Source organism: Pseudoduganella rhizocola, from assembly GCF_045984285.3.
GTDB lineage: Bacteria > Pseudomonadota > Gammaproteobacteria > Burkholderiales > Burkholderiaceae_D > Rugamonas.
Genome location: NZ_JBJQIK030000002.1, coordinates 387,164 through 409,264, shown reverse-complemented (window position 1 = coordinate 409,264; position 22,101 = coordinate 387,164). Strand labels below are relative to the sequence as shown.

Below are 22,101 nucleotides of genomic sequence, written 5' to 3'. Positions count from 1 at the left end.
TCGGAATCCAGACGGAATAGTCAAGATTCTAACATTGAGCCCCCATCACCGCCGATCACCGTATGGCTGAGTTCGTGTCCACCTAGGGTCAGACCCGAAAGTGGACACGACCTCAACCATGTACTGCATGAGCCCGTGTCCACTTTCGGGTCTGACCCCATGGTGGACACGGGCTGGGCCGTTGTTCGATACAATAAGGCGATGGATTATCGTATGGGTGTTATTTCTTCGCTGGATGAGGTGGGGCAGCAGGCTTGGGATCAGCTGCTGGCAAAGCAGGAGCCGGAGCGGGAACCGAATCCCTTCCTGTCTTACGCCTTTTTGCATGCGCTGCACGAATCGGGCAGCGCGTGCGCCGATACCGGCTGGCAGCCGCAGTATCTCGTGCTGTGGCGGGACGATAAGCTGGCCGCCGCCATGCCGCTTTATGTGAAAGCGCACTCCTACGGCGAGTACGTGTTCGACTGGGCCTGGGCCGATGCCTATCACCGCAACGGCGTCGAGTACTACCCCAAGCTGCTGTCCGCCATCCCCTTCACCCCCGTCACCGGCCCGCGCCTGATGGCCACGGACGATGAAGCCCGCCAGCAGCTGATTGCCTTCCTGATCGAACAGCAGCAGGCTTCGGGCATGTCCTCCACCCATATCCTGTTCCCGCCGGAGGACCAGGTGCAGCAGCTGGAAGACGCGGGCTTCCTGCTCCGCAGCGGCATCCAGTTCCACTGGCTGAACCAGGGCTACCAGGACTTCGATACCTTCCTCGCCACGCTCGAACACAAGAAGCGCAAGAACATCCGCGCCGAGCGGCGCAAGGTGCAGGAGGCCGGCGTCATGCTGCGCCAGGTGCGCGGCGCCGATGCCACGGACGCGGACTGGCGCTTCTTCCACCGCTGCTACAGCAATACCTATGCCGAGCACCGTTCCTCGCCCTATCTGAACCTGGATTTCTTCCGCCGCATCGGCGCCGCCATGCCGCAGAATATCCTGCTGGTGATCGCCGAGCGCAACGGCGAACGCATCGCCGCATCGCTCGTCATTCACAACAACCACACGCTGTACGGCCGCTATTGGGGCGCCATCGAACATGTGCCTTGCCTGCACTTCGAGGCCGCCTATTACCAGCCGCTCGAATTCTGCATCGCGAATGGCATCGAAACCTTCGAGGGCGGCGCGCAGGGCGAACACAAGATGGCGCGCGGCTTCCTGCCCGTCAAAACCCATTCGGCCCACTGGCTCGCCCACCCCGCCTTCTCGGACGCCATCGAACGCTTCCTGCAGCGCGAAGGCGGCGGCATCGACAGCTACATGGATGAGCTGAACGAACGCAATCCCTTCAAGACCTGAACCTATACCAAGAGATAATATCCAGCCCCGCAGAGCTCCCTTAATCTGCCAGTGTCGAACCCATGACCTGGAGAAGAAAAAATGGAACTGCCCACCAACGGCCTGGCCGATTACTGTATCGCTTTCGACGAATTCCGCTACCTGCCGCTGCGCCGTACCCTGCTGCGCGATGAGATGACCGTAAAGCTGGGCGCGCGCGCCTTCGACGTGCTGGGCGCCCTGGTGCAGCGCGCCGGGGTGGTGGTGAGCAAGGATGAACTGCTGCATACCGTATGGCCGCGCAGCGTGGTGGAGGAAGCGAACCTGCGCGTCCACATCCACGCCCTGCGCCGCGCGCTGGGCGACGGCCAGGACGGCCGCCGCTATATCGACAACGTGGCGGGACGCGGCTACTGCTTTGTCACCCCGGTCAACGTACGTCCATATTGAGGTAATTCCGGCAATTTTATTTTTTTTGAATCCGAACTGAATCTTCCCCCGTATAAGCCGATGCAGCACCAACCATCAACCTATCGGGGGACACATGAACACAATTCTCAGGCAATCAGTGCTTGCCGCGCTGGTCTGCAACGCCCTGTCGCTGGGCCTGGCCACCCAGGCCCAGGCTTCGAGCCACCGTGAGGCGCCCTTCCTCACCAAAAGCCCGAAAGTCGACGCCACTGACTTCTATATGTTCCGCAGCTATGAAACCGGCCGCGCCGGTTTCGTCACGCTGATTGCCAATTACGTCCCGCTGCAGGATCCGGGCGCCGGGCCGAATTATTTCCAGATGGACCCCGACGCGCTGTACGAAATCCACATCGACAACAATGGCGACGCCAAGGAAGACATCACCTTCCAGTTCCGCTTCAATACCGCGAACAAGGATACCCAGCTGACCGTCGGCGGCAAGAAAGTTTCCATTCCGCTGGTCATCAACGGCGGGCCGGTCGCCGATCTCAATGCCGCCGGCGCCAATGTACGCGAAACCTATACCGTGAATGTGGTGCGCGGCGACCGCCGTGGCGGCACCCGCAGCCCGGTGGCAAATGCCAGCGGCGGCGCCACCACCTTCGACAAGCCGCTCGACAATATAGGCAACAAGTCGATTCCGGACTATGCGGCCTACGCCGCCAAGCATGTCTACACGGTAAACATTCCCGGCTGCTCGACACCGGCCCGCATGTTCGTCGGCCAGCGCAAGGATCCCTTCGTCGTCAACCTTGGCGAAACCTTTGACCTCATCAATATCAAGGCGCCCGCAGTCGAATTCCTCGCTACCGCAGAACGCAATGCGAAAGACGACCTGGCCGCGAAGAATGTGACCTCGATCGAACTGGAAGTCGCCAGCGCCTGCCTGGTCTCGGCCGCCGATCCCGTCATCGGCGGCTGGACCACGGCCAGCATGCGCCAGGGACGCCTGCTGAATCCAGTGCCCGGTGCCAGCACCGGCGCGTCGAAGGAAGGTGGCGCGTGGACGCAGGTATCGCGCCTGGGCATGCCTCTGGTGAACGAAGTCGTGATCGGCCTCAAGGACAAGGACAGGTTCAACCACAGCAAACCGAGCGCCGACGCCCAGTTCGCCGACTACGTGACCAACCCCACCCTGCCGGCGCTGGTGGGAATCCTCTACGGCAGCGCCGGCGCCAAGGCGCCCACCAATTTCCCGCGCAATGACCTGGTCGCTGCCTTCCTCACCGGCGTCAAGGGCCTGAACCAGCCGGCATCGGTGACGGCATCCGAAATGCTGCGCCTGAACACCTCGATCGCACCGGTGGCGATGGGTGCGCAGAAGCGGCTCGGCGTAATCGATGGCGACAACGCCGGCTTCCCGAACGGCCGCCGTCCCGGCGATGATGTGGTCGATATTGCGCTGCGTGTCGTCATGGGCAAGCTGTGCACGCTGAACCTGGGCTGCGCCCCCTCCGACGCGCCGGCAGGCGGCCTGCGCTTCACGGACGGCGCTTACCTCGATGACAGCTTCTTCACGGCGAGCTTCCCGTATCTGAAAACGCCGCTCGCCGGTTCACCGCAGAAATAAGGAGGCAGCCATGAAAAAGCTCTTCCTGATCCCCGCGCTGCTGGTGCTGAGCGCATGCGGCGGCAGCAGCCATCATGACGATGGCGGCCCGCCGGTCCCGCCGCCCGACAAGCCGCCCGTCACTACCAGCGACACCTTCTTCAGCGCGGTGCTGGCGATGATCGGCATGTCGCCCGACGACCAGGAACCGGCGCCGGTCGACTCCGTCGCCGCGACCTCGCCCGAAGCGACCGAGCCATCGGCCCTTCCGTAACAGTCCTGCGGCGGGCCTGCTATACCAGCGGCCCGCCATTTTGTCTTCCGGACCAAGGAGCGACGATCTCATGAAAACCCTACAAGTCGGCATCGCCGCACTGCTGGTGCTAGGGGCCGGTGCTGCCATGGCCGTCCCCTACACGCCGCAATCGGGCGCGCAGGTAATCGAGACCCTGCCTTCGCGCAGCAATGCGCAGCAACTGGCGCTGCAAGCCATGCGCAGGCAGCTCGCCGCAAAACCCAAGGATCTCGCGCTGGCGGCAAAGCTCGCCCAGCGCTATATCGCACTGGGGCGCAGTGAAACCGATCCACGCTATTTCGGCTATGCACAGGCGGCACTGGCGCCGTGGTGGCATGCTGCCAGCCCGCCAGCCGAGGTGCGCCTGCTGCGGGCGATCCTGCTGCAGAACACGCACCGCTTCGGCAGCGCGATGGAAGACCTGAACGCCGTCGTTGCGGCGGCGCCGGACAATGCCCAGGCCTGGCTCACCCGCGCCACGGTGCAAACCGTGACTGGCGACTACGCGGGGGCCACTGCCAGCTGCGCGCGCCTGTCCTCGATGGCCGAGCAGCTGGCTGCCATCACCTGCATTACCAACACCACCAGCGTGAGCGGGCGGCTCGACCAGAGCGAGCGCCTGCTGGTGGCCACGCTGCGCCGCAACCCGGACAGCGCTCCCGAACTGCGCACATGGTCGCTGACGCTGCTGGCCGAAATGGCAGCCCGGCGCGGCGATGCAGGCGTGGCCGAAGCGCGCTTCCGCGAGGCGCTGCAAGCCAGTCCGCGCGACAGCTACCTGCTCGGCGCCTACGCCGACCTGCTGCTGGACCTGCAACGGCCGCGCGAAGTACTGGCCCTGCTCGACGGCCATCGCCGCATCGATGCCCTGCTGCTGCGCCATGCCATCGCATTGAAGCGGCTCGGCAACGCGCCGGCCGAACTGGCAGCGCAGGTGAAGGAACTGCAGGCGCGCTTCAATGCCGCCGCCCAGCGCGGCGACAGCGTTCACCAGCGCGAACAGGCGCGCTTCGAACTGGAACTGATGCCGCGCGGCGGCAAGGCGCTCGCGCTCGCACAAAGCAACTGGCAGGTGCAGAAGGAACCCGCCGACATGCGCATCCTGCTGGAAGCGGCAGTCCACGCCGGCAAGCCCGATGCGGCAGCGCCGGTCCTGCAATGGATTGCCCGCCACGTCGTGGAGGACATTGCACTGGCAAGCCTGAGCCGGAAACTGGGTGCGGGCGCATGACCCGCCTCCTTATCCTGCTGGTGTCCCTGCTATGCTGCGGCGCTGCCTGGGCCCACAAGCCAAGCGACAGCTACCTCACCCTGCGCACCGCCGGCGCGCAGGTCGATGGCCGCTGGGATATCGCGCTGCGCGATCTGGACTACGCCATCGGCCTGGACACCGATGGCGACGGCAAGCTTACCTGGGATGAAATCCGTTCCCATCATCCCGACATCGCGCGCTACGCGCTGGCGCGCCTGCAGCTCGCGTCGGGCGGCACCAGCTGCCCGCTCATGGCCGGCACGCAGCAGATCGACCAGCACACCGACGGCGCCTACACCGTATTGAGTTTTACGGCAGCCTGCGCCGGCCCTGTGAATGCGCTGGACGTCGCCTACCGGCTCTTCGCCGACACCGACCCGCAGCATAAAGGCCTGCTGCGCATCGAGCACGGTTTCAGCACCAGCACCGCCATCCTGGGAGTGGACAAGCCGGAGCAGACCTTGCAACTGGCTGAAGCTTCATGGCTGGCCAGCTTCGCCGACTACCTGCAACACGGCGTGTGGCATATCTGGATCGGCTTCGACCACATCCTGTTTCTGCTATCCCTGCTGCTGCCGGCTGTACTGGTACGCAAGGACGGGCGCTGGCACAGCGCTCCGGCCTTCCGCAGCGCGGCCCTGGATGTAGTCAGGATCGTCAGCGCATTCACGCTCGCGCATTCGATCACGCTCACCCTGGCCGCCCTCGGCGTGCTGTCGCTGCCCTCGCGCTGGGTGGAATCGGCCATTGCCGCCTCGGTGATCGCCGCTGCGCTGAACAACCTGTTCCCCGTGGTTGACAGGCGCCGCTGGGTGGCGGCCTTCGTGTTCGGCCTGATTCACGGCTTCGGCTTTGCCAGCGTGCTGGCGGACCTCGGCTTGCCGAAAGGAGCGATGGCGGTGGCACTGCTGGGCTTCAACGCGGGCGTGGAGCTGGGCCAGCTGGCCATTGTGGCAGTGTTCCTGCCGCTGGCCTACGCCGCGCGCGCGAGCTGGATCTACCGCCGCATGCTGTTCACCGGCGGCTCGCTGGCCACGGTACTGGTGGCCACGGCCTGGCTGGGGGAGCGCGCACTGGACCTGCAGCTGCTGCCGCAAAGCGAGGCGCGCGCCACCGGCACCGAGGGCGTGCTGCCCGCCGCCATCCCGGTGGTAAACGTCGTTGCACACTACGACACCGCAGTCGGCACCTCGGACGCCGCCAGTGAGGGCGTGATCCGCGCCAGCCTGATTGCGGACCGTCCCGCCCTGCGTACCGGTGAGCTGCTGGAATTCGTGCCCGGCATGATCGTCACCCAGCATAGCGGCGATGGCAAGGCCAACCAGTATTTCCTGCGCGGCTTCAACCTCGACCACGGCACTGACTTCGCCACCTATGTGGACGGCATGCCCGTCAATATGCGCAGCCATGCCCACGGCCAGGGGTATAGCGACCTCAATTTCCTGATTCCGGAACTGGTGCAGCGCATCAGCTACAGCAAGGGTCCCTATTTCGCCAGCGAAGGAGACTTCGCCTCGGCAGGTGCGGCGCATTTCCGCATTGCGGACCGGCTGGAGCAAAATACCGCGAACCTTACGGCAGGCGAGGACGGCTACCGCCGCGCCGTGTTGGCCGGTTCTGCCGCCGTGGCCCAGGGCAGCCTGCTGTACGGTGTGGAACTGCACCGGAACGACGGCCCATGGCAGGTGCCCGAACGCGTGCGCAAGGCCAGCGCCACGCTGCGCTACAGCAGTGGCGACGCCGGCGACGGGTTCAGCATCATGGCCATGGCCTACCGCAACCGCTGGACGGCGACCGACCAGATCCCGCTGCGCGCCGTGGCATCCGGCGCACTCGGCCGCTTCGCCTCACTGGACGACAGCGATGGCGGCAGCAGCGCACGCTACAGCGTGTCCTCCGCGCTTCACAAACGCCTGGGCGCGGCGCGGTTCGAAGTGGACGCCTATGCCTTGCGTTCACGCCTGGACCTGTTCAGCAACTTCACCTACCTGCTGGACCGGCCGGACCAGGGCGACCAGTTCCAGCAAAGCGAACGGCGCGACATGGCAGGCCTGAATGCGTCGCTGAGCTGGCAGCACAGCGAGCGATCGCGCAACCGCATCGGCTTGCAGAGCCGCTTCGACTGGCTGGCGCCGGTGGGGCTTTATGAATCGCTGCGCCGCGGGCGGCAAGCCGTCATCCGCAAAGACCATGTGCGCGAAGGCAGCGTGGGGCTGTACGCGGAGAACGCGACGCAATGGTCGCCGCACCTGCGTACCGTGGCCGGCCTGCGTTTCGACAAATACGCCTTCGACGTCTCAGGCAGCAAAAAAGATGACCGGATCGCGTCGCCCAAACTGTCTTTCATCTGGGGTCCATGGCGCAATACCGAGTATTTCATCAACTACGGCAAGGGCTTCCACAGCAACGATGCGCGCAGCGCCACGCAGGCGCCGCTGGCCGCAACACGCGGCATGGAAGCGGGCATGCGCGCGCAACCGCTGCCCGGCCTGCAAAGCTCCCTCGCGCTATGGCGGCTCGATATCGCCTCCGAACTGCTGTTTGTGGGCGATGCCGGCAACACCGAAGCCACCCGCGCCAGCAAGCGGCACGGGATTGAGTGGAACAACCATTACCTGGTGCGTCCGTGGCTGCTGCTGGATCTGGACCTGGCCGCATCGAAGGCACGCTACCGGGACCGGGATGTGGCGGGGCGCCACATCCCCGGAGCGCTGGACAAGGCCGCCTCGGCCGGCATTACCTTGCTGCCGCGCGGACGCTGGAGCGGCAGCCTGCACTGGCGCTACTTCGGCCCGCGGCCGCTGGTGGAGGACAACAGCGTACGTTCCGCTTCCTCCTCAATGGCCAGCGCCAGGCTGGGATACCAGCTGCGCAAAGGCACACGGCTGGTGCTGGACATGTTCAACCTGTTCAACAGGCGCGCCAGCGATATCGACTACTTTTATGCTTCACGCCTGGCGGGCGAGCCCGCAGGGGGAGTGGAGGATATCCACTTCCACCCTGTCGAACCCCGTTCGATGCGCCTCACGCTCACGCAGCGGTTCTGACTACATCACACGCACCCAATTGCCCTTGTAAAGCACCGGTCCGGTCGGACCGTTCGGGTCTGGCGATCCGCCTTTCGGTTCAAGGCTGATCGCCAGCAGCGCGACATCGCTGCCGATGGCGCGCGCATCGAGCACCAGGTGCGCGCTGCGGTTATCCGCCAGGATGCCCAGCGAGCGCGGTTTGCCGGCCTTGGTGATCGCCCACAGCTGCAGGGTCCTGTCGTCGGCCACCGGCACATTGTTTACAACCCGCACTTCCAGCCTGCCGCGGCGCGTATCGGCCGTCAGCAGAAGCGCCGCCTGCGCCTGTGCATCGGTCAGCGTGGCCACATGGTCGATCACGGCAGCGGGTTCGCGGGTGGCCAGATTAAAGACCAGCACCGCAGCGAGGCCGGACGATACCAGTCCCAGCCCGCGCCAGAAGTTCAGGGAGCCGAACCACGCGCCGCCACGGCGCGTGCCGCGCAGGTCCAGGCGCCGCTCGATGCCGCGCCAGACGCGCGGCGGCGGCGGCTCGCTGCCGGCGAACTCGTTCATCGGCGCCAGTTTGTCCTGCCACTCGGCGACCGTGCGGCGCAGTGCCGCATCGTTGTGCAGCCAGCCTTCGAAACGGCGGCGCGCACCGCCTTTCAGCGTGCCCAGCACGTATTCGGCGGCGAGCTTTTCGCGCAGTTCAGCCTTGTCGCGGTAGTTCATACGCCGTCCCCTTTCCCAAGGCAGCTGCGCAGCCGGTCCAGGCTGCGCCGTATCCATGTCTTCACCGTCCCCACCGGCATTGCCAACTGCTGCGCCACCTCGGTATGCGACAAGTCATGATAGTAGGCCATGGCCAGGACCTGACGGTGACTGCCTTCCAGCAGCGACATGCAGTAAGCCAGCGCCTTCGCTTCTGCCCCCAGCAGCAATTTGTCGATCGGATTGGACTGCGGATCTTCCAGAGCGCTGGCCACTGCGGCATCGAATTTTTCGCCGTCGAGCTCCGCATGTTCATGGCTGCGGCGCAGCACATCCAGCGCGCGGTTGCGCACGATGGTGGCCATCCAGGTCATCGGCGCCGACAACTGTTCACGGTAGGCGGCGGCTGCCTCCCAGATTGCGATATACGCATCCTGCAAGGTTTCTTCCGCCAGCTCCTTCTTCTTCAATATACGCAGCGCGAAGCCAAACAGTTTCGGCGACGTGGCTTTATAGAGTGAATGGAAGGCTTCCCTATCCTTGCGGGCGGTCGCGGCCAGCCACTGGCGCAGCTGGGCGGGATCGGACTGGGCATCTTTGAACACTGTGCACCCCTTATGAAAAAGGCGCCTTCGAGGCGCCTTTGGGTATTACGGGTTTTCTTTCTTGTAGCTGGCCACCCCGTTCAGGATTTCTGCCTTCGCGTCTTCCGGGCCGCCCCAGCCATCCACCTTCACCCACTTGCCTGGCTCCAGGTCTTTGTAGTGCTCGAAGAAGTGCTGGATCTGCTGCAGGCGCAGGTCCTGCAGGTCTTCCGGCTTCTGCCAGTGCTTGTAGATCGGCAGCACTTTATCGACCGGCACCGCCAGCACTTTCGCATCCTTGCCGGCTTCGTCCGTCATTTTCAGCACGCCGATCGCGCGGCAGCGCACCACCACGCCCGGAATCAGCGGGAACGGGGTGATCACCAGCACGTCCACCGGGTCGCCGTCTTCGGACAGGGTGTTCGGCACATAGCCGTAGTTGCACGGATAGTGCATGGCCGTGCCCATGAAGCGGTCCACGAAGATGGCGCCGGACTCTTTGTCCACTTCGTACTTGATCGGATCCGCGTTCATCGGGATCTCGATAATCACATTGAAATCGTTCGGCAGGTCGCGGCCGGCCGGTACTTTGTTCAGACTCATTTTTTCCTCGTTGAAACGCTTTGCGGTTTGTATAACCTGACAATTATAGCGAAAAGCGGCGCGATTGTGCGCCGCAGCAGGCTACAGGATCGTGGCCAGCGCGCACTGGCGGTAGTGGTTGGCCGCCTCTTCCGGCTGCTGCAGAGCTTCATGCAGCTGGGCCAGCTTCAGGTGGGCCTCACGCACCATGCGCGGCTCGGTCGCATCGGACAAGGCCTGCTCCAGGTAGCGCTGGGCCTTGCCCCAGAGCTTCTGTTTCAGGCAGAGGGAGCCCAGCGTGAGCGCCAGTTCGGCGTCCGTCGGGCGTTCCTGGATCCAGGCTTCGCAGTGCTCGATCTGAGCCAGCAGCGCAGCGGAACCAGCGGGAGCGGCGGCGTCGCGGTAGGCGCGCACCACGCGGTCGTCCCAGTTTGCAGACAGGGATTCTTCGGCCACCATGCGGGCCTCGTCGTGCAGGCCGCGCGCATTCAGCGCCGTCGCCGCCAGGCAGGCTACATAGGGCTTCAGGCGGTCGGACTGCGGAATGGAGCTCCACACGCGCTGCACGGATTCAGCATCGTGCAGCTTGTCGGACAGCAGGTCGTCATAGGCCAGCTCACGCAGGCGGGCCGACAGTGCAGGATGGAGCGCCTTGTGCTTGTCCAGCGAACGCACCAGGCGCAGCACTTCCGGCCAGTTCTTGGCCTGCTGCTCGGCCTTCAGCGACCATTGCAGGGCATGGATATGGCGCGTGCCGCTGGCATTCAGTTCGCGCACGGCGGCCAGCGCGGCTTCCGGCTGGTGGTCATCCACCAGCAGCTCGGTCATCGTCATCAGGCGTGCGGTCTTCATGGCGTTGTCGTCGGCCACGCGGTTCAGCCACTGGTCGCGGCGGTGCTGCTGGCGCATGCGGTGCGCGGCGCGGGCGCCGATCAGGGCGGCCACGCCGGCATTTTCAGGCAGTTCCGCTGCACGCAGCGCGGCCTTCTCGGCATGGCCGAAGCGGCCTTCGAACAGGGCCTTCAACGCGTCGCGCAGGCCCTTGTTGCCATCGCGCTCGCGCTTGCGCTGGCGGTAGGCGGCCACGCGCTCGGGCATCTTCAGCGTGGCGCGCACCGTGCGCACCAGCACATAGAGCAGCACGAACAGCAGCACTTCCAGCAGCACGAAGAAGTTCAGCGACAGGTCCACGCGGTACGGCGGATAGAACAGCACCACGTTGCCGGGATTGAAGCGGGCCGTCACGGCGATGCCGATGGCGGCGGCCATCAAGGCCAGTAACCAGAGGAATACGCGCATGGTTTATGGCTTCGCTTTGTAGTTGCGCACGGCGTTCAGGCTGTCGGCCAGCGTCGGCATTTCAATGGCGAGGTTGCTGCCCTGGACCTGGCGCAACAGCGCCTGTACGGTCTGGGTCTGCTTGGCGCGCGTGTCGAAGTAGCGCACCAGCGCTTCCTGCGCGGCCAGCAGGTCGGCGCGGAAGGCTGCTTCGTTACGGGACAGCAGCGCCATGCGCGCGTTCAGCAGGCGCAGTTTCAGGTTCTCGCGCAGGAAGTAGGATTCGCCCGGCGACAGCATCAGCGCGTCCGGCGTTTCCACGCTGCGCACGCGGATCAGCTGGCGCACGTCGGTCCACATTTCGGTGCTCCAGCCGTTCCAGGTGCTTTGCAGCTTGGCCAGCCATGGATTCGGCTCTTCCACCGGCTCCGGTGGCGGTGCCGCTTTTGCGCCGCGCTTCGGCGCAGGCTTGGCTTTTTTCTCCACCGGGGCAGGCAGCACCGGTTTTTCGTCGGCCAGCATCGGCAGCGTGTCCACCTGCGCAATCACGTTATCGAGGCGCACGGCCAGGCCCACGGAGTCCACGTTCGGCAGCGCCTTCAGCTTTTCCATGTCCTTCGCAATGGCGCGGCGGATGGTGATGAATTGCGGCTTGTCGGAACGGGACAGGCTGCGGTCCGCATTCTGCAGCGCGATCAGCGCGCCGGATACGTTGCCGGCCAGCTGCAGCTGCTGGCTGGCGGTGGACAGCACCTGCTCGATTTCGGCCAGCGCCCATTCGTCGCGGTTCTTCGACAGGTCGTTATACAGCTGCTCCAGCGCGAGCTGCTGGCTCTGCGCTTCCTGCTGGCGGCCTTCCAGCACGCCTACCTTGATCTGCAGTTCCTTGGTCGATTCCTGCACCTGGCGCACCAGGTTGCCGGATTCGGCGTTCGCCGCGTCGCCCTTCTGCAGCCGGCGCGCCATTTCTTCGCGCAGGCCGCGCACCTGCTTGTGCGAGCTCCAGGTCTGGGCCGCAAGCAGGATGGCGAGCACGATGACGGCAATCGTCAGCGGCCGTTGCAGCGCGTCCATCAGGCGCGGCTCGGCGCTGACGGGTTGCGGCGCTGCGGGAATTTGGGTGGCTTCCGCCGCATTGCCTTTCGGAGCGGCCGGGTCGGGAATAGTAGGCAAATCGTTCATATTTGGCATTGTAACGCGGCGACCATCCGGTCGTCGCCTGATCCGGTCAGCGTCACACGCTGGAAACCGGCCTGTTTTGCCGTTTCGGCAATCCGGGTATGGGGCACTATTATATGTTGCCGTTGCACTTTAGCAACAGCAAGCGGTCCATCGAGCTCGCCCAGCAGTGCAAGCAGGCCGCGCACGGCCTCGGAGCTGGTGAGCAGCCATTCGGTGTCGCCGTCCGCCAGCTTGCCCAACTGCGCCGCCAGTGAAGGCGTGAGCGTGGGCACGGAGCGGCGGTAGGCGGCCACGGTGTCCACCCGCACGCCGGCCTTGCGCAGGCTGTCGGCCAGCAGTTCGCGGCCGGATTCGCCGCGCACGATCAGGGCGCGCTTGCCGTTCAGCGCCGCCAGGTCCAGCGCGGCCAGCAGGTGTTCGGAGTCGCTGGCCGCGGGATCGGGCGGGCTGACGATGTTCTGCGCGGGCACGCCGTGCGCCAGCAGGGCCGCGCGGCTGCCCTCGCCCACCACGGCAGCCTTCATTCCCGCCGGCCAGGCGGCGATGTGTGTGAACGCGGCTTCCACCGCATTGGGCGATACGAAGGCGGCCAGCGCGTACCCGTCCAGCGCCGCCAGCGCGGCCTTCAGCGGCGCCTGGTCGGGCAGCGGGGAGATTTCCAGCAGCGGCAGCACCTCCACGGCACGGCCCAGCGCCGCAATGCGCTCAGCCAACGGCTGCGCCTGAGCCAGGGGACGGGTGATAACGACGGTGGCGGGCATCCGCTGCGCGGCTCAGGCCTGCGGCTTGCCGCCGGCGCCGGCATCACCCTGCGCCGGCCGCGAGGAAGCCGCGGCATCGGCTGCTGGACGCTGGGCCGCCGCGTTCGGCGTAGCCGCGGCATCGGTGGGGGCGCGCTGCGGCGCTGCGTTCGGCGAAGCGGCGGCATCCGCGGCGGCCGCCTCGGCCAGGCAGACCGAGAGAATCGCGACTGCATCCTGCGCGCGCAGCTTGTCGGCCACCTGCTCGCCCAACTGGTCGGCATCCACGGCCGGGCCATGCACCTCGGCGGTGGCCATGCGCTTGCCGTCCGGCGTGGCGACCATGGCGCGCAGGTGCATCTGGCTGCCGTCCACGGTGGCGAAGGCGGCCAGCGGCACCTGGCAGCTGCCGCCGAATACCTTGGACACCTTGCGCTCCGCCGTCACTGCCTGTGCGGTCGGGATATGGTTGAGCGGCGCCAGCAGTGCTACCAGGTCCACGCCGTCATTGCGCTGCGCGATTTCGATCGCCATGGCGCCCTGCCCGGCCGCCGGCAGGCTGTCCACCGGGTCCAGCAAGGCGCGGATACGCTGCTCTGCACCAAGGCGCTTCAGGCCGGCCGCCGCGAGGATGATGGCCGCGTAGTCGCCGCGGTCCAGTTTGCCCAGCCGTGTATCCAAATTACCACGCAGCGGCTTGATCACGAGATGCGGATAGCGCGCCGCGATCAGCGACTGGCGGCGCAGGCTGCTGGTGCCCACCACGGCGCCCGGCGGAAGCTCGGCCAGCGAAGCGTAGTCGTTGGAAACAAAGGCGTCGCGCGGGTCTTCGCGCTCCAGCACAGCCGCCAGCGCGAAACCTTCGGGCAGCTCCATCGGCACATCCTTCAGCGAATGCACGGCCAGGTCGGCGCGGCCTTCGGCCATCGCCACCTCCAGTTCCTTCACGAACAGGCCCTTGCCGCCCACCTTGGACAGGGTGCGGTCCAGGATCTGGTCGCCCCGCGTCGTCATTCCGAGGATACTTATGCTGCACTGCGGATATAATAATGACAAGCGCGCGCGAACATGCTCGGCCTGCCACATGGCGAGGCGGCTTTCGCGCGAGGCGATCACCAATTTGGAAGGGATCTGCGGAGCCAATTCAGGAGTATTCAAAACCAGTTCTTTCGCTGTTGCTAACGCTGACCGGCGTTCACCAGTTCAATGCGCATGTTTTCAAGACCACAAATTTTAGCATGCGCCCCTATGCAGCCTTCGGCCACAAGCCTTTTGCACCGACACTCATCATCTTTTTGAATCATCAATTATGGTCAAACAAGCTAGTGCATCAGACGAACAAGCCGGCGCGGATAAAGACGCGCCATTGAAAGAAGACATCCGCCTGCTCGGCCGCCTGCTCGGCGACGTGCTGCGCGAGCAGGAAGGCGAGGAAGTATTCGCCGTGGTGGAAACAATCCGCCAGACCGCCGTGCGTTTCCGCCGCGAGGCCGACGCCGGCGCGGCCAAAGAACTGGATGGCATGCTGAAGATTCTCACGCGCGAACAGACCATTTCGGTGGTTCGCGCCTTCTCCTACTTCTCGCACCTGGCCAATATCGCGGAGGACCAGCACCACATCCGCCGCCGCCGCGCCCACTTCCTGGCCGGCTCCGACCCGCAGCGCGGCAGCATTCCCTATGCGCTGGACAAGTTGAAAGCCGCCGGCGTGGATAAAAGCACCGTGGACGGCTTCTTCGCCGACGCGCTGATTGCGCCCGTGCTCACCGCCCACCCGACCGAAGTGCAGCGCAAATCCATCCTGGACGCGGAGCGCGATATCGCCCGCCTGCTGGCCGAACGCGACCTGCCGCTCACCCCGCGCGAACAGGCGCAGAACCTGCACATGCTGCGCGTGCGCATCGCCACCCTGTGGCAGACCCGCATGCTGCGCTACACCAAGCTGACGGTGGCGGACGAAATCGAAAACGCCCTGTCCTACTACCGCATCACCTTCCTCAAGGAGGTGCCGGGCCTGTACGACGATATCGAGGAAGACATCGCCACCCAGTACGGCCACGACACGCCCGAGCAGATCAAGGCCCCCTACCTGCAGATGGGCAGCTGGATCGGCGGCGACCGCGATGGCAACCCGAACGTCAACGCCGGCACCATGAAGCACGCGCTGGAGCGCCAGGCCACCACCGCGCTGGACTTCTATCTGGAAGAAGCGCACGCGCTGGGTGCCGAGCTGTCCATCTCCACGCTGATGGTGGCCTGCAGCCCTGAACTGCAGGCGCTGGCCGACGCTTCGCCCGACCAGTCCGACCACCGCTCGGACGAGCCATACCGCCGCGCCCTGATCGGCGTCTACGCCCGCCTCGCGAGCACGGCGCGCGCGCTGGGCGCTACCAATATCCTGCGCAAGGAAGTGGGCCATGCGGAACCGTATGAATCGCCGGCGCAGTTCGCGGCCGACCTGCAGGTGCTGATCGATTCGCTGGATGCGAACCATGGCGGCATGCTGGCGCGTCCGCGCCTGACCACGCTGAAACGCGCCGCCGAAATCTTCGGCTTCCACCTCGCCTCGCTGGACATGCGCCAGAGCTCGGACATTCACGAGCGCGTGCTGGCCGAACTGTTCGCCAAATCCGGCGCGCATGCCGACTACTCCGCGCTGGACGAAGACAGCAAGGTCAAGCTGCTGCTGGCCGAACTGTCGCAATCGCGCCCGCTGTATTCGCCGTACATCAGCTACTCCGCCGAAACGGATTCGGAACTGAGCATCTTCCGCGCCGCCCGCGAGATCCGCGCGCGCTATGGCGAGCGCGCCATCCGCAACTACATCATCTCGCACACGGAAACCGTGTCCGACCTGCTGGAAGTGCTGGTGCTGCAGCAGGAAACAGGCCTGCTGCGCCAGGACGGCAATGGCGGCTACGTGCTGGACCTGATGGTGATTCCGCTGTTCGAAACCATTCCCGACCTGCAGCGCGCTGCGGGCATCATGGAAAGCGTGATGGGAATCCCGATGGTGAAGCAGCTCATCGAACGCCAGGGCCAGATCCAGGAAGTGATGCTGGGCTACTCCGACTCGAACAAGGACGGCGGCTTCCTCACCTCCAACTGGGAACTGTACAAGGCAGAGATCGCGCTGATCGACGTGTTCGCGAAAGCGGGCGTGAAGCTGCGCCTGTTCCATGGCCGCGGCGGCACGGTCGGCCGGGGCGGCGGCCCAAGCTACGAGGCCATCCTGGCGCAGCCGAAAGGCACCGTGAACGGCCAGATCCGCCTGACCGAACAGGGCGAGATCATCGCCTCCAAGTTCTCCAACGCCGAAATCGGCCGCCGCAACCTGGAACTGCTGGTCGCCGCCACGCTGGAAGCCAGCCTGCTGCCGCCGCCATCGGGCAGCGCGCAGAAGGAGCAGCTGGCGGGCTTCGAGGAAGTGATGGCGCAGATTTCGGACCGCGCCTACAAGGCCTACCGCAACCTGGTCTATGAAACTCCCGGTTTCACGGACTACTTCTTTGCTGCCACGCCGATTGCAGAAATCGCGGAGTTGAACCTCGGTTCGCGTCCCGCATCGCGCAAATCGACCAAGCGCATCGAAGACCTGCGCGCCATTCCATGGGGCTTCAGCTGGGGCCAGTGCCGCCTGCTGCTGCCGGGCTGGTACGGTTTCGGCAGCGCCATCGGCGCCTGGATCGCGGACGGCGACCGCGAACAGCGCATCGAGCTGCTGCGCCAGATGTACCAGCACTGGCCCTTCTTTGCCACGCTGCTGTCGAACATGGACATGGTGCTGGCCAAGACCGACCTCGCCATCGCCTCGCGCTATGCGGAGCTGGTGGCGGACAAGGAACTGCGCGAGCGCATCTTCCGCCGCATCACGGAAGAGTACACGCACACGCTGGCCTGCCTGGAAGCGATTACCGGCGCAACGGAACGCCTGGCGGGCAACCCGCTGCTGGCGCGCTCCATCACCAACCGCTTCGCCTACCTCGATCCGCTGAACCACCTGCAGGTTGAGCTGATCAAGCGCCACCGCGCAGCGGGCGGCGTGCCGGACAAGGCCGACCCGCGCGTGCACCGAGGCATCCACCTCTCCATCAACGGCGTGGCCGCCGGCCTGCGCAACACGGGCTGACGCGTCATCCCCGCGCAGGCGGGGATCCAGGGGTGAGCCGTTGGCTGATCTCCTGGGTTCCCGCCTGCGCGGGAACGACGCTTTTTTTCGCTTCAAGGGCCGTTTTATGCAGTTCGTCGCATTTCATCAACTTCCCAAGGCAATATGATTAGAATCACTCTCGTCATAATTCATATAAGGGATACCCCAAATGCGACGCTTCCTGATCCTCTCCACCCTCCTGCTGGCCACTGCCGTTCACGCGGCGGAAGAAAAGCGCAGCTTCGCGCCGTTCCGCGCGATTGCCATTGACGGTCCGATCGATCTGGAAGTCCGTGCGGGCAAGGCGCAATCCGTCACGATCTACGGCCGCGATGGTTTCATCAAAAAAGTGGGCATGTCGGTGAAAGCCGAGGAACTGAAAATCACCTACGCGGACAACAAGAACGTTGAAATGAAGAGCGGCGACAAGATCATCATCACCGTGCCTTCACTGGTGAAGTGCGTGGTGGAAGGCGCCGGCCAGGTGCAGCTGTTCGATATCAAGGAAGAGCGTATGGACCTGAGCTTCCAGGGCGCAGGCCGGCTGGCCGGCCAGGGCCAGGTGAAATGGCTGCGCGTACGCGGCCAGGGCGTGGGTGAAGTGGACCTGCGTGCCTTGAAAGCCGAGCGCACCGACGTGAACTTCGAAGGCATCGGCGACGTGAAGATTCATGCCTCCGACACCCTGAACGCCGTGGTGCGCGGCATGGGCAACCTGACCTACTACGGCCACCCGAAACAGCTGAACAAGTCCGTGATGGGACTTGGCGATGTGAAGGCTGGCGACTAAGCCTTCCTGCGCGCCAGGAAACGGCGCCAGCCGAGGATTTCGCAACCAATACCTGCCACGAAGAGCAGCGCGAAACCGGGCTCCTGGCCCACGATGTACAAGGCAATCGCCGCCGCGAACAAGGCGATCGCCGGAAGATGACGCTTCATGCCTGACTCCTTTGTCTGATTCCGGCCAATACTGTCACAAACCGGCCGGCCGTACAAGGCGGGTATGCTTAAGCTCCCGCGTTACCTTGAAGCCCAGCGCCTGGTACAGGGCCTGGGCTTTTTTGTTGGCGGCGCCTACATGCAGGAACGGCGTCTGTCCCTGCTCCTGCATGCCGAACATAATGTGCTGCATCAGCAGGGCTGCATAGCCCCGGCCGCGATAGTCCGGATGGGTGCACACCGCGCTGACTTCGCGGCAATCGCCGAGGTACATGCGTTCCCCGCTGAGCGCCACCAGTTGGCCATCCTGGTAGATGCCGAGATAACGGCCAAGTGTGCCGGTGCGCGGGCGGAAGTAGCCAGGAAACGCGATATCCGTCAGCGCCACCATGGCGGGATCATCGCCTGCAAGCTGGATAACGCCTTCGGCCGCAGGCTTGCTGACCGGCGCGCCGTCATACACCATCTGCACCACGCCCGACACGTCGGTCATCGTCCACTCGGGCGGCACCTGCGGAATGGCGCCGAGGAAGTAGACCTGCGGCGGCAGGTACTCCAGGTCGGTTGCGGGCAGCACCATGCCATCCTCCGGAATCGCGCAGAACGGTGCAACCTCCGGCGCAAAGAACTTCATCCCACCCGCGCTGTGGGCGAAGTCCGCCTGTGCGCTGTTCAGCGCCGCCCAGATCGGGTTCGCCAGCCGCGCCAGCATTTCTTCCTTGATCATGCCGCTCTCCCTGTATACTTCCGGTTTTTCCTGAATTGTTATTCTTATGAGCTCCCTGCCACCCTGCCCTCAATGCCAGTCTGAATTCACCTATGAGGACGGCGGCAACTACATCTGCCCCGAATGCGCGCACGAATGGAGCGCTGTGTCCTCCGAAGCTGCCGACGCGGCCCGCGTCTACAAGGACGCCGCCGGCAACGTGCTGCAGGATGGCGATACCGTCACCGTCATCAAGGACCTGAAACCGAAAGGCTCCGGCGGCGTGATCAAGCAGGGCACCAAGGTCAAGAACATTCGCCTGGTGGATAGCGACCACGATATCGACTGCAAGATCGACGGCTTCGGCGCCATGAGCCTCAAATCCGAATTCGTGCGCAAGGTTTAATACAGGCCGCGCATGCGGGCGAACAGGCGTGTGAGCCCAAGCAGTGCGTCAATATTCGGGGTTGGCACGCCAACGCGCTGGCCGATCTCGCGCGCCGCACCGACGATGCTATCCAGCTCGATGGGCCGCCCCGCTTCGACATCCTGCAGCATGGAGGTTTTGAAGGCACCCAGCTTGCGCGTAACGAGCTGGCGGTCCTCAGGCGTTTCACTGATCCCGCAGCCGATGCGCTGGCCGATGGCGGCGGCCTCGCGCATCGCAGCGAGGCAGAAACCGCTGACCAGCGGATCGTCCAGCAGCTTGTCGGCCGTGGCGCCCGTCATCGCCGAGACCGGGTTGATCGTCATATTCCCCCACAGCTTGTACCAGATGTCGTAGCGGATGCGCGGCGACAGCGTGACCTCGAAACCTGCATGCGACAGCAGGTCCGCCACCTCGCGCGAGCGTGCGGACGCGCCGCCTTCCGGCTCACCGACGATCAGTCCCTTGCCCATCTTGTGCTGCACCAGTCCCGGCTCGGCCACCGAGGCCGAAGCATGCACCACGCAGCCCAGCACGCGCTGGTAAGGGATGGCGGCGCCGATGCGCCCGCCCGGATCCACGCTGTCCAGCGGGCCGCCCGGCAAGCCGGCGGCGCCACTGCCGAACCACCACGGCACGCCGTTCATGGCCGGCAGCACCACCGTGTGCTCGCCGAGCAGCGGCGCTATCGCCTGCGCAATGGCGCCGAGCGCCGGCCCTTTCACGGCGATGACTACCAGGTCCTGCGGGCCCAGCTCCGCGGCGCTCGCCGATGCTGCAGCCAGCGGCGCGGCCACCATGCCATCGTCCATCCGCAAACGCCAGCCATGCGTGCGCAAGGCATCGAGCGTGGCGCCGCGTGCCAGCGCACTGACCTGCGCCCGCCCTGCTGCGGCGAGCCGCGTGCCGACAAAGCCGCCGATCGCGCCTGCTCCAACAATGCAAACCTTCATATTCAGCCCGTGACAATGTGAGGAAATATGCGCAAAATAATAACGTATAGTGTCGGACAATATAAACAGACCTGTTTGGGAGGAAGCATGAAGGCATTTGCTGCTGTCAGTCTTACCCTGTTGCTGCACGGCGCGGCCATGGCCCAGGCAGGCCTTGGTGAACGCAAGACCGAAGAAAGCATCGCTGCGGACGTGAATATCGCTGGCGACGTGGTCGGCGAAATCCGCGACTCCGACGGCATCCGCCGCGCCATCCTCGCGCGCCAGGGCAAGATGATCGAGCTGGGCACGCTGGGCGGCAGCGACAGCTACGCCACCGCAGTGAACCACGCGGGCGTGGTGATCGGCGGCGCGCTCAATGCCAACAACGCCTGGCGCGCCTTTAGCTACGACCAGGAAAACGGCATGCGCGACCTCGGCACGCTGGGCGGCCGTAGCAGCCTCGCCATCGCCATCAACCGCGACGGCCACGTGACCGGCTATGCGGACGTGGACGACCGCACCTTCCACGCCTTCGTCCACAACGGCAAGGAGATGAAAGACCTCGGCACCTTCGGGGGCAAGAACAGCTACGCCTACGCCATCAACTCCTCAGGCCACGTGGTCGGCGCCGCGCAAAATGTGGACGGCTACCGCCGCGCCTTCCTCTACAAGCCTGAAACCGGCATGGTGGAACTGCCCACGCTGGGCGGCCGCATCAGCGCCGCGATGGCGATCAACGACAAGGGCATCGTCGTCGGCGCCTCCGAGACCGTGGACCGCAAATGGCACGCCTTCCTCTACGACGGCAAGCGCATGATCGACCTCGGCGCCATGATCGCCAAGGGCAACAGCTACGCCACCGGCATCAACCGCGAAGGCACGGTAGTCGGCACCATCCGCTCCGGCGACAACGCCCCGCTCACCTTCGTCTACGAGCAAGGCAAGATGCGCATCCTCCCTAACCGCAATAGCCTGTACCTGACGACCAAGGTCACGGACGACGGCAAGATCATCGGCGCCGCCTACACCGGCCACAAGTACCAGGCCTTCGCCATGCCCACGCAAGCTCCGAAAGCGGACAGCACATGGCGCATCGTCGACTGGCTGACCTTCTTCACCATCCTGCCCATCGTGCTCTGGGCCGTCAACCACGTGTGGCGCGACTACCGTGCCGGCCTGTTCGGCGCCAAGCGACAGCAAGTGCTCTGGAATACCTGAACCATGATGCTGGACGAAGCTCCCGGCCATATCTTTTCATCCGAAACCGCGCAGCCCCTGGCGCCAAGCCAGCGGTTGCACCTTATTCTGCTTGGCGTCAAAGATGTGCAGGCATCCGCACGCTTCTACGAACTACTCGGATGGCAACGCACCCGAAACAGCAATGACGGCTTCGTGAAATTCGATATGGGCGGCTATGCACTCTGCCTGATAAACCGCGACGACCTTGCTAAAGATGCCCTGGAGCCGGATGCCATAACACCGGGCTTCGCCGGAATCGCACTCATTCACTTGGCCCGGAAAGCAGGCGACGTGCCACGCATACTGGCCAAAGCCGCCGCAGCGGGTGGCGCCATCGTCAAACCTGCAACACGCACGCACTGGGGCGTGGCTGGCTACTTCAAGGACCCGGACGGGCATCTCTTTGAAGTGGACTATGAGACCACGTGGGCGTTCGATGATGCACATCACCTCTTTGTTGATGCGCCTGCGGACAACCTTGGCGGCGGCACCGATGACGCGTAATGCAAAGAGAATCTGCAGCTGGTGGGGCGCCGTATTGATGCTGCTGCTTTGCCTCTACGCCGCAATGGGCATCCTGCAAGCTGGCAGCATCTTCACCGGCGAGCGTGCCGCCCAGAATCTGCGCTTCTGGGGCTTGATCTCCACCGTCAGTCTGCTCTTCAGCATCGTCTTCGGCCTGATCGCAATCCGGCTTGGCAGGTCTGCGGAGCAAGACCTGCACTGA

The 22,101-nt window shown here is 64.7% G+C and carries 22 protein-coding genes; 12 read left to right on the top strand and 10 right to left on the bottom strand.

Annotated elements, in window-relative coordinates:
- Positions 1–201 precede the first annotated feature (201 nt).
- The 6 genes from ACJRPG_RS05600 (at position 202) to ACJRPG_RS05575 (ending at position 7,937) form a co-directional block, all read left to right on the top strand.
- Positions 202–1,344, top strand: a complete 1,143-nt coding sequence (locus tag ACJRPG_RS05600) for a GNAT family N-acetyltransferase (protein WP_407999053.1) — start codon at positions 202–204, stop codon at positions 1,342–1,344.
- 81 nt (positions 1,345–1,425) lie between these two features.
- Positions 1,426–1,773, top strand: coding sequence for a winged helix-turn-helix domain-containing protein (locus ACJRPG_RS05595; RefSeq protein WP_407999052.1), 348 nt, complete (start codon positions 1,426–1,428; stop codon positions 1,771–1,773).
- A 94-nt stretch (positions 1,774–1,867) separates the two neighbouring features.
- On the top strand, positions 1,868–3,364 hold the full coding sequence (locus ACJRPG_RS05590; protein WP_407999051.1) for a DUF4331 domain-containing protein: 1,497 nt from the start codon (positions 1,868–1,870) through the stop codon (positions 3,362–3,364).
- A gap of 10 nt (positions 3,365–3,374) precedes the next feature.
- Positions 3,375–3,617 (top strand): hypothetical protein, encoded by a 243-nt coding sequence (locus ACJRPG_RS05585; protein WP_407999050.1) that lies wholly within the window; start codon positions 3,375–3,377, stop codon positions 3,615–3,617.
- A 70-nt stretch (positions 3,618–3,687) separates the two neighbouring features.
- Positions 3,688–4,869 (top strand): tetratricopeptide repeat protein, encoded by a 1,182-nt coding sequence (locus tag ACJRPG_RS05580; protein ID WP_407999049.1) that lies wholly within the window; start codon positions 3,688–3,690, stop codon positions 4,867–4,869.
- Positions 4,866–7,937, top strand: a complete 3,072-nt coding sequence (locus ACJRPG_RS05575; RefSeq protein WP_407999048.1) for a TonB-dependent receptor domain-containing protein — start codon at positions 4,866–4,868, stop codon at positions 7,935–7,937. The genes ACJRPG_RS05580 and ACJRPG_RS05575 overlap by 4 nt, the downstream gene beginning before the upstream one ends.
- On the opposite strand, the gene ACJRPG_RS05570 is transcribed toward ACJRPG_RS05575, so the two are convergent.
- The 7 genes from ACJRPG_RS05570 to hemC all read right to left on the bottom strand — a co-directional run bounded on the left by ACJRPG_RS05570 (position 7,938) and on the right by hemC (position 14,136).
- The gene (locus tag ACJRPG_RS05570) at positions 7,938–8,633 is read right to left on the bottom strand and encodes an anti-sigma factor (protein WP_407999047.1); all 696 of its coding nucleotides are present in this window, start codon (positions 8,631–8,633) and stop codon (positions 7,938–7,940) included.
- On the bottom strand, positions 8,630–9,217 hold the full coding sequence (locus tag ACJRPG_RS05565; protein ID WP_407999046.1) for a sigma-70 family RNA polymerase sigma factor: 588 nt from the start codon (positions 9,215–9,217) through the stop codon (positions 8,630–8,632). Before ACJRPG_RS05565 ends, ACJRPG_RS05570 begins: the two co-directional genes overlap by 4 nt.
- A 45-nt stretch (positions 9,218–9,262) precedes the next feature.
- A complete protein-coding gene (ppa, locus tag ACJRPG_RS05560; protein ID WP_407999045.1) occupies positions 9,263–9,799 on the bottom strand; it encodes an inorganic diphosphatase in 537 nt (178 codons plus the stop codon).
- Positions 9,800–9,880: 81 nt separating this feature from the next.
- Positions 9,881–11,077, bottom strand: coding sequence for a heme biosynthesis protein HemY (locus tag ACJRPG_RS05555; protein ID WP_407999044.1), 1,197 nt, complete (start codon positions 11,075–11,077; stop codon positions 9,881–9,883).
- 3 nt (positions 11,078–11,080) lie between these two features.
- Positions 11,081–12,238: a uroporphyrinogen-III C-methyltransferase gene (locus ACJRPG_RS05550; protein WP_407999043.1), complete on the bottom strand. Its 1,158-nt coding sequence runs from the start codon at positions 12,236–12,238 to the stop codon at positions 11,081–11,083.
- Positions 12,235–12,999 (bottom strand): uroporphyrinogen-III synthase, encoded by a 765-nt coding sequence (locus tag ACJRPG_RS05545; protein WP_407999042.1) that lies wholly within the window; start codon positions 12,997–12,999, stop codon positions 12,235–12,237. Before ACJRPG_RS05545 ends, ACJRPG_RS05550 begins: the two co-directional genes overlap by 4 nt.
- Positions 13,000–13,011: 12 nt before the next feature.
- Positions 13,012–14,136 carry a hydroxymethylbilane synthase gene (gene hemC / locus ACJRPG_RS05540; protein WP_407999041.1) on the bottom strand — a complete coding sequence of 375 codons (1,125 nt, stop codon included), beginning with the start codon at positions 14,134–14,136 and terminating at the stop codon, positions 13,012–13,014.
- A 151-nt stretch (positions 14,137–14,287) separates the two neighbouring features.
- Between hemC and ppc the strand changes: the two genes are divergently transcribed.
- Positions 14,288–17,107, top strand: a complete 2,820-nt coding sequence (gene ppc, locus ACJRPG_RS05535; protein WP_407999040.1) for a phosphoenolpyruvate carboxylase — start codon at positions 14,288–14,290, stop codon at positions 17,105–17,107.
- 190 nt (positions 17,108–17,297) lie between these two features.
- Entirely contained in the window at positions 17,298–17,918 is a 621-nt protein-coding gene (locus tag ACJRPG_RS05530; RefSeq protein WP_407999039.1) for a GIN domain-containing protein, read from the top strand.
- Here the strand turns inward: ACJRPG_RS05530 and ACJRPG_RS05525 are convergent.
- Both ACJRPG_RS05525 and ACJRPG_RS05520 read right to left on the bottom strand, forming a co-directional pair.
- Positions 17,915–18,067, bottom strand: a complete 153-nt coding sequence (locus ACJRPG_RS05525; RefSeq protein ID WP_407999038.1) for a hypothetical protein — start codon at positions 18,065–18,067, stop codon at positions 17,915–17,917. The two genes, ACJRPG_RS05530 and ACJRPG_RS05525, sit on opposite strands and share 4 nt — an antisense overlap.
- A gap of 34 nt (positions 18,068–18,101) precedes the next feature.
- On the bottom strand, positions 18,102–18,794 hold the full coding sequence (locus ACJRPG_RS05520; protein ID WP_407999037.1) for a GNAT family N-acetyltransferase: 693 nt from the start codon (positions 18,792–18,794) through the stop codon (positions 18,102–18,104).
- Between the two features lie 46 nt (positions 18,795–18,840).
- Between ACJRPG_RS05520 and ACJRPG_RS05515 the strand changes: the two genes are divergently transcribed.
- A complete protein-coding gene (locus ACJRPG_RS05515) occupies positions 18,841–19,179 on the top strand; it encodes a zinc ribbon domain-containing protein YjdM (protein ID WP_407999036.1) in 339 nt (112 codons plus the stop codon).
- Here ACJRPG_RS05515 and ACJRPG_RS05510 read toward each other — a convergent pair.
- A complete protein-coding gene (locus tag ACJRPG_RS05510; protein ID WP_407999035.1) occupies positions 19,176–20,153 on the bottom strand; it encodes a 2-dehydropantoate 2-reductase in 978 nt (325 codons plus the stop codon). The genes ACJRPG_RS05515 and ACJRPG_RS05510 overlap by 4 nt on opposite strands.
- Positions 20,154–20,240: 87 nt before the next feature.
- Here ACJRPG_RS05510 and ACJRPG_RS05505 point away from each other — a divergent pair, with 87 nt between their 5' ends.
- From ACJRPG_RS05505 to ACJRPG_RS05495, 3 genes are read left to right on the top strand one after another with little or no spacing between them, the layout of a single operon-like run.
- The gene (locus tag ACJRPG_RS05505) at positions 20,241–21,353 is read left to right on the top strand and encodes a DUF3466 family protein (RefSeq protein ID WP_407999034.1); all 1,113 of its coding nucleotides are present in this window, start codon (positions 20,241–20,243) and stop codon (positions 21,351–21,353) included.
- A gap of 3 nt (positions 21,354–21,356) precedes the next feature.
- On the top strand, positions 21,357–21,878 hold the full coding sequence (locus ACJRPG_RS05500; RefSeq protein ID WP_407999033.1) for a VOC family protein: 522 nt from the start codon (positions 21,357–21,359) through the stop codon (positions 21,876–21,878).
- Positions 21,868–22,101, top strand: coding sequence for a hypothetical protein (locus ACJRPG_RS05495; protein ID WP_407999032.1), 234 nt, complete (start codon positions 21,868–21,870; stop codon positions 22,099–22,101). The genes ACJRPG_RS05500 and ACJRPG_RS05495 overlap by 11 nt, the downstream gene beginning before the upstream one ends.

Excerpts from the sequence above, each read along its gene's own strand:
- ACJRPG_RS05545 (WP_407999042.1), bottom strand. The coding sequence starts at position 12,999 with ATGCCCGCCACCGTCGTTATCACCCGTCCCCTGGCTCAGGCGCAGCCG.
- ACJRPG_RS05580 (WP_407999049.1), top strand. The coding sequence starts at position 3,688 with ATGAAAACCCTACAAGTCGGCATCGCCGCACTGCTGGTGCTAGGGGCC.
- ACJRPG_RS05525 (WP_407999038.1), bottom strand. The coding sequence starts at position 18,067 with ATGAAGCGTCATCTTCCGGCGATCGCCTTGTTCGCGGCGGCGATTGCC.
- ACJRPG_RS05500 (WP_407999033.1), top strand. The coding sequence starts at position 21,357 with ATGATGCTGGACGAAGCTCCCGGCCATATCTTTTCATCCGAAACCGCG.
- ACJRPG_RS05520 (WP_407999037.1), bottom strand. The coding sequence starts at position 18,794 with ATGATCAAGGAAGAAATGCTGGCGCGGCTGGCGAACCCGATCTGGGCG.
- ppa (WP_407999045.1), bottom strand. The coding sequence starts at position 9,799 with ATGAGTCTGAACAAAGTACCGGCCGGCCGCGACCTGCCGAACGATTTC.
- ACJRPG_RS05530 (WP_407999039.1), top strand. The coding sequence starts at position 17,298 with ATGCGACGCTTCCTGATCCTCTCCACCCTCCTGCTGGCCACTGCCGTT.
- ACJRPG_RS05495 (WP_407999032.1), top strand. The coding sequence starts at position 21,868 with ATGACGCGTAATGCAAAGAGAATCTGCAGCTGGTGGGGCGCCGTATTG.
- ACJRPG_RS05585 (WP_407999050.1), top strand. The coding sequence starts at position 3,375 with ATGAAAAAGCTCTTCCTGATCCCCGCGCTGCTGGTGCTGAGCGCATGC.
- ACJRPG_RS05555 (WP_407999044.1), bottom strand. The coding sequence starts at position 11,077 with ATGCGCGTATTCCTCTGGTTACTGGCCTTGATGGCCGCCGCCATCGGC.
- ppc (WP_407999040.1), top strand. The coding sequence starts at position 14,288 with ATGGTCAAACAAGCTAGTGCATCAGACGAACAAGCCGGCGCGGATAAA.
- ACJRPG_RS05570 (WP_407999047.1), bottom strand. The coding sequence starts at position 8,633 with ATGAACTACCGCGACAAGGCTGAACTGCGCGAAAAGCTCGCCGCCGAA.
- ACJRPG_RS05600 (WP_407999053.1), top strand. The coding sequence starts at position 202 with ATGGATTATCGTATGGGTGTTATTTCTTCGCTGGATGAGGTGGGGCAG.
- ACJRPG_RS05505 (WP_407999034.1), top strand. The coding sequence starts at position 20,241 with ATGAAGGCATTTGCTGCTGTCAGTCTTACCCTGTTGCTGCACGGCGCG.
- ACJRPG_RS05550 (WP_407999043.1), bottom strand. The coding sequence starts at position 12,238 with ATGAACGATTTGCCTACTATTCCCGACCCGGCCGCTCCGAAAGGCAAT.
- ACJRPG_RS05595 (WP_407999052.1), top strand. The coding sequence starts at position 1,426 with ATGGAACTGCCCACCAACGGCCTGGCCGATTACTGTATCGCTTTCGAC.
- ACJRPG_RS05515 (WP_407999036.1), top strand. The coding sequence starts at position 18,841 with ATGAGCTCCCTGCCACCCTGCCCTCAATGCCAGTCTGAATTCACCTAT.
- ACJRPG_RS05510 (WP_407999035.1), bottom strand. The coding sequence starts at position 20,153 with ATGAAGGTTTGCATTGTTGGAGCAGGCGCGATCGGCGGCTTTGTCGGC.
- ACJRPG_RS05575 (WP_407999048.1), top strand. The coding sequence starts at position 4,866 with ATGACCCGCCTCCTTATCCTGCTGGTGTCCCTGCTATGCTGCGGCGCT.
- ACJRPG_RS05590 (WP_407999051.1), top strand. The coding sequence starts at position 1,868 with ATGAACACAATTCTCAGGCAATCAGTGCTTGCCGCGCTGGTCTGCAAC.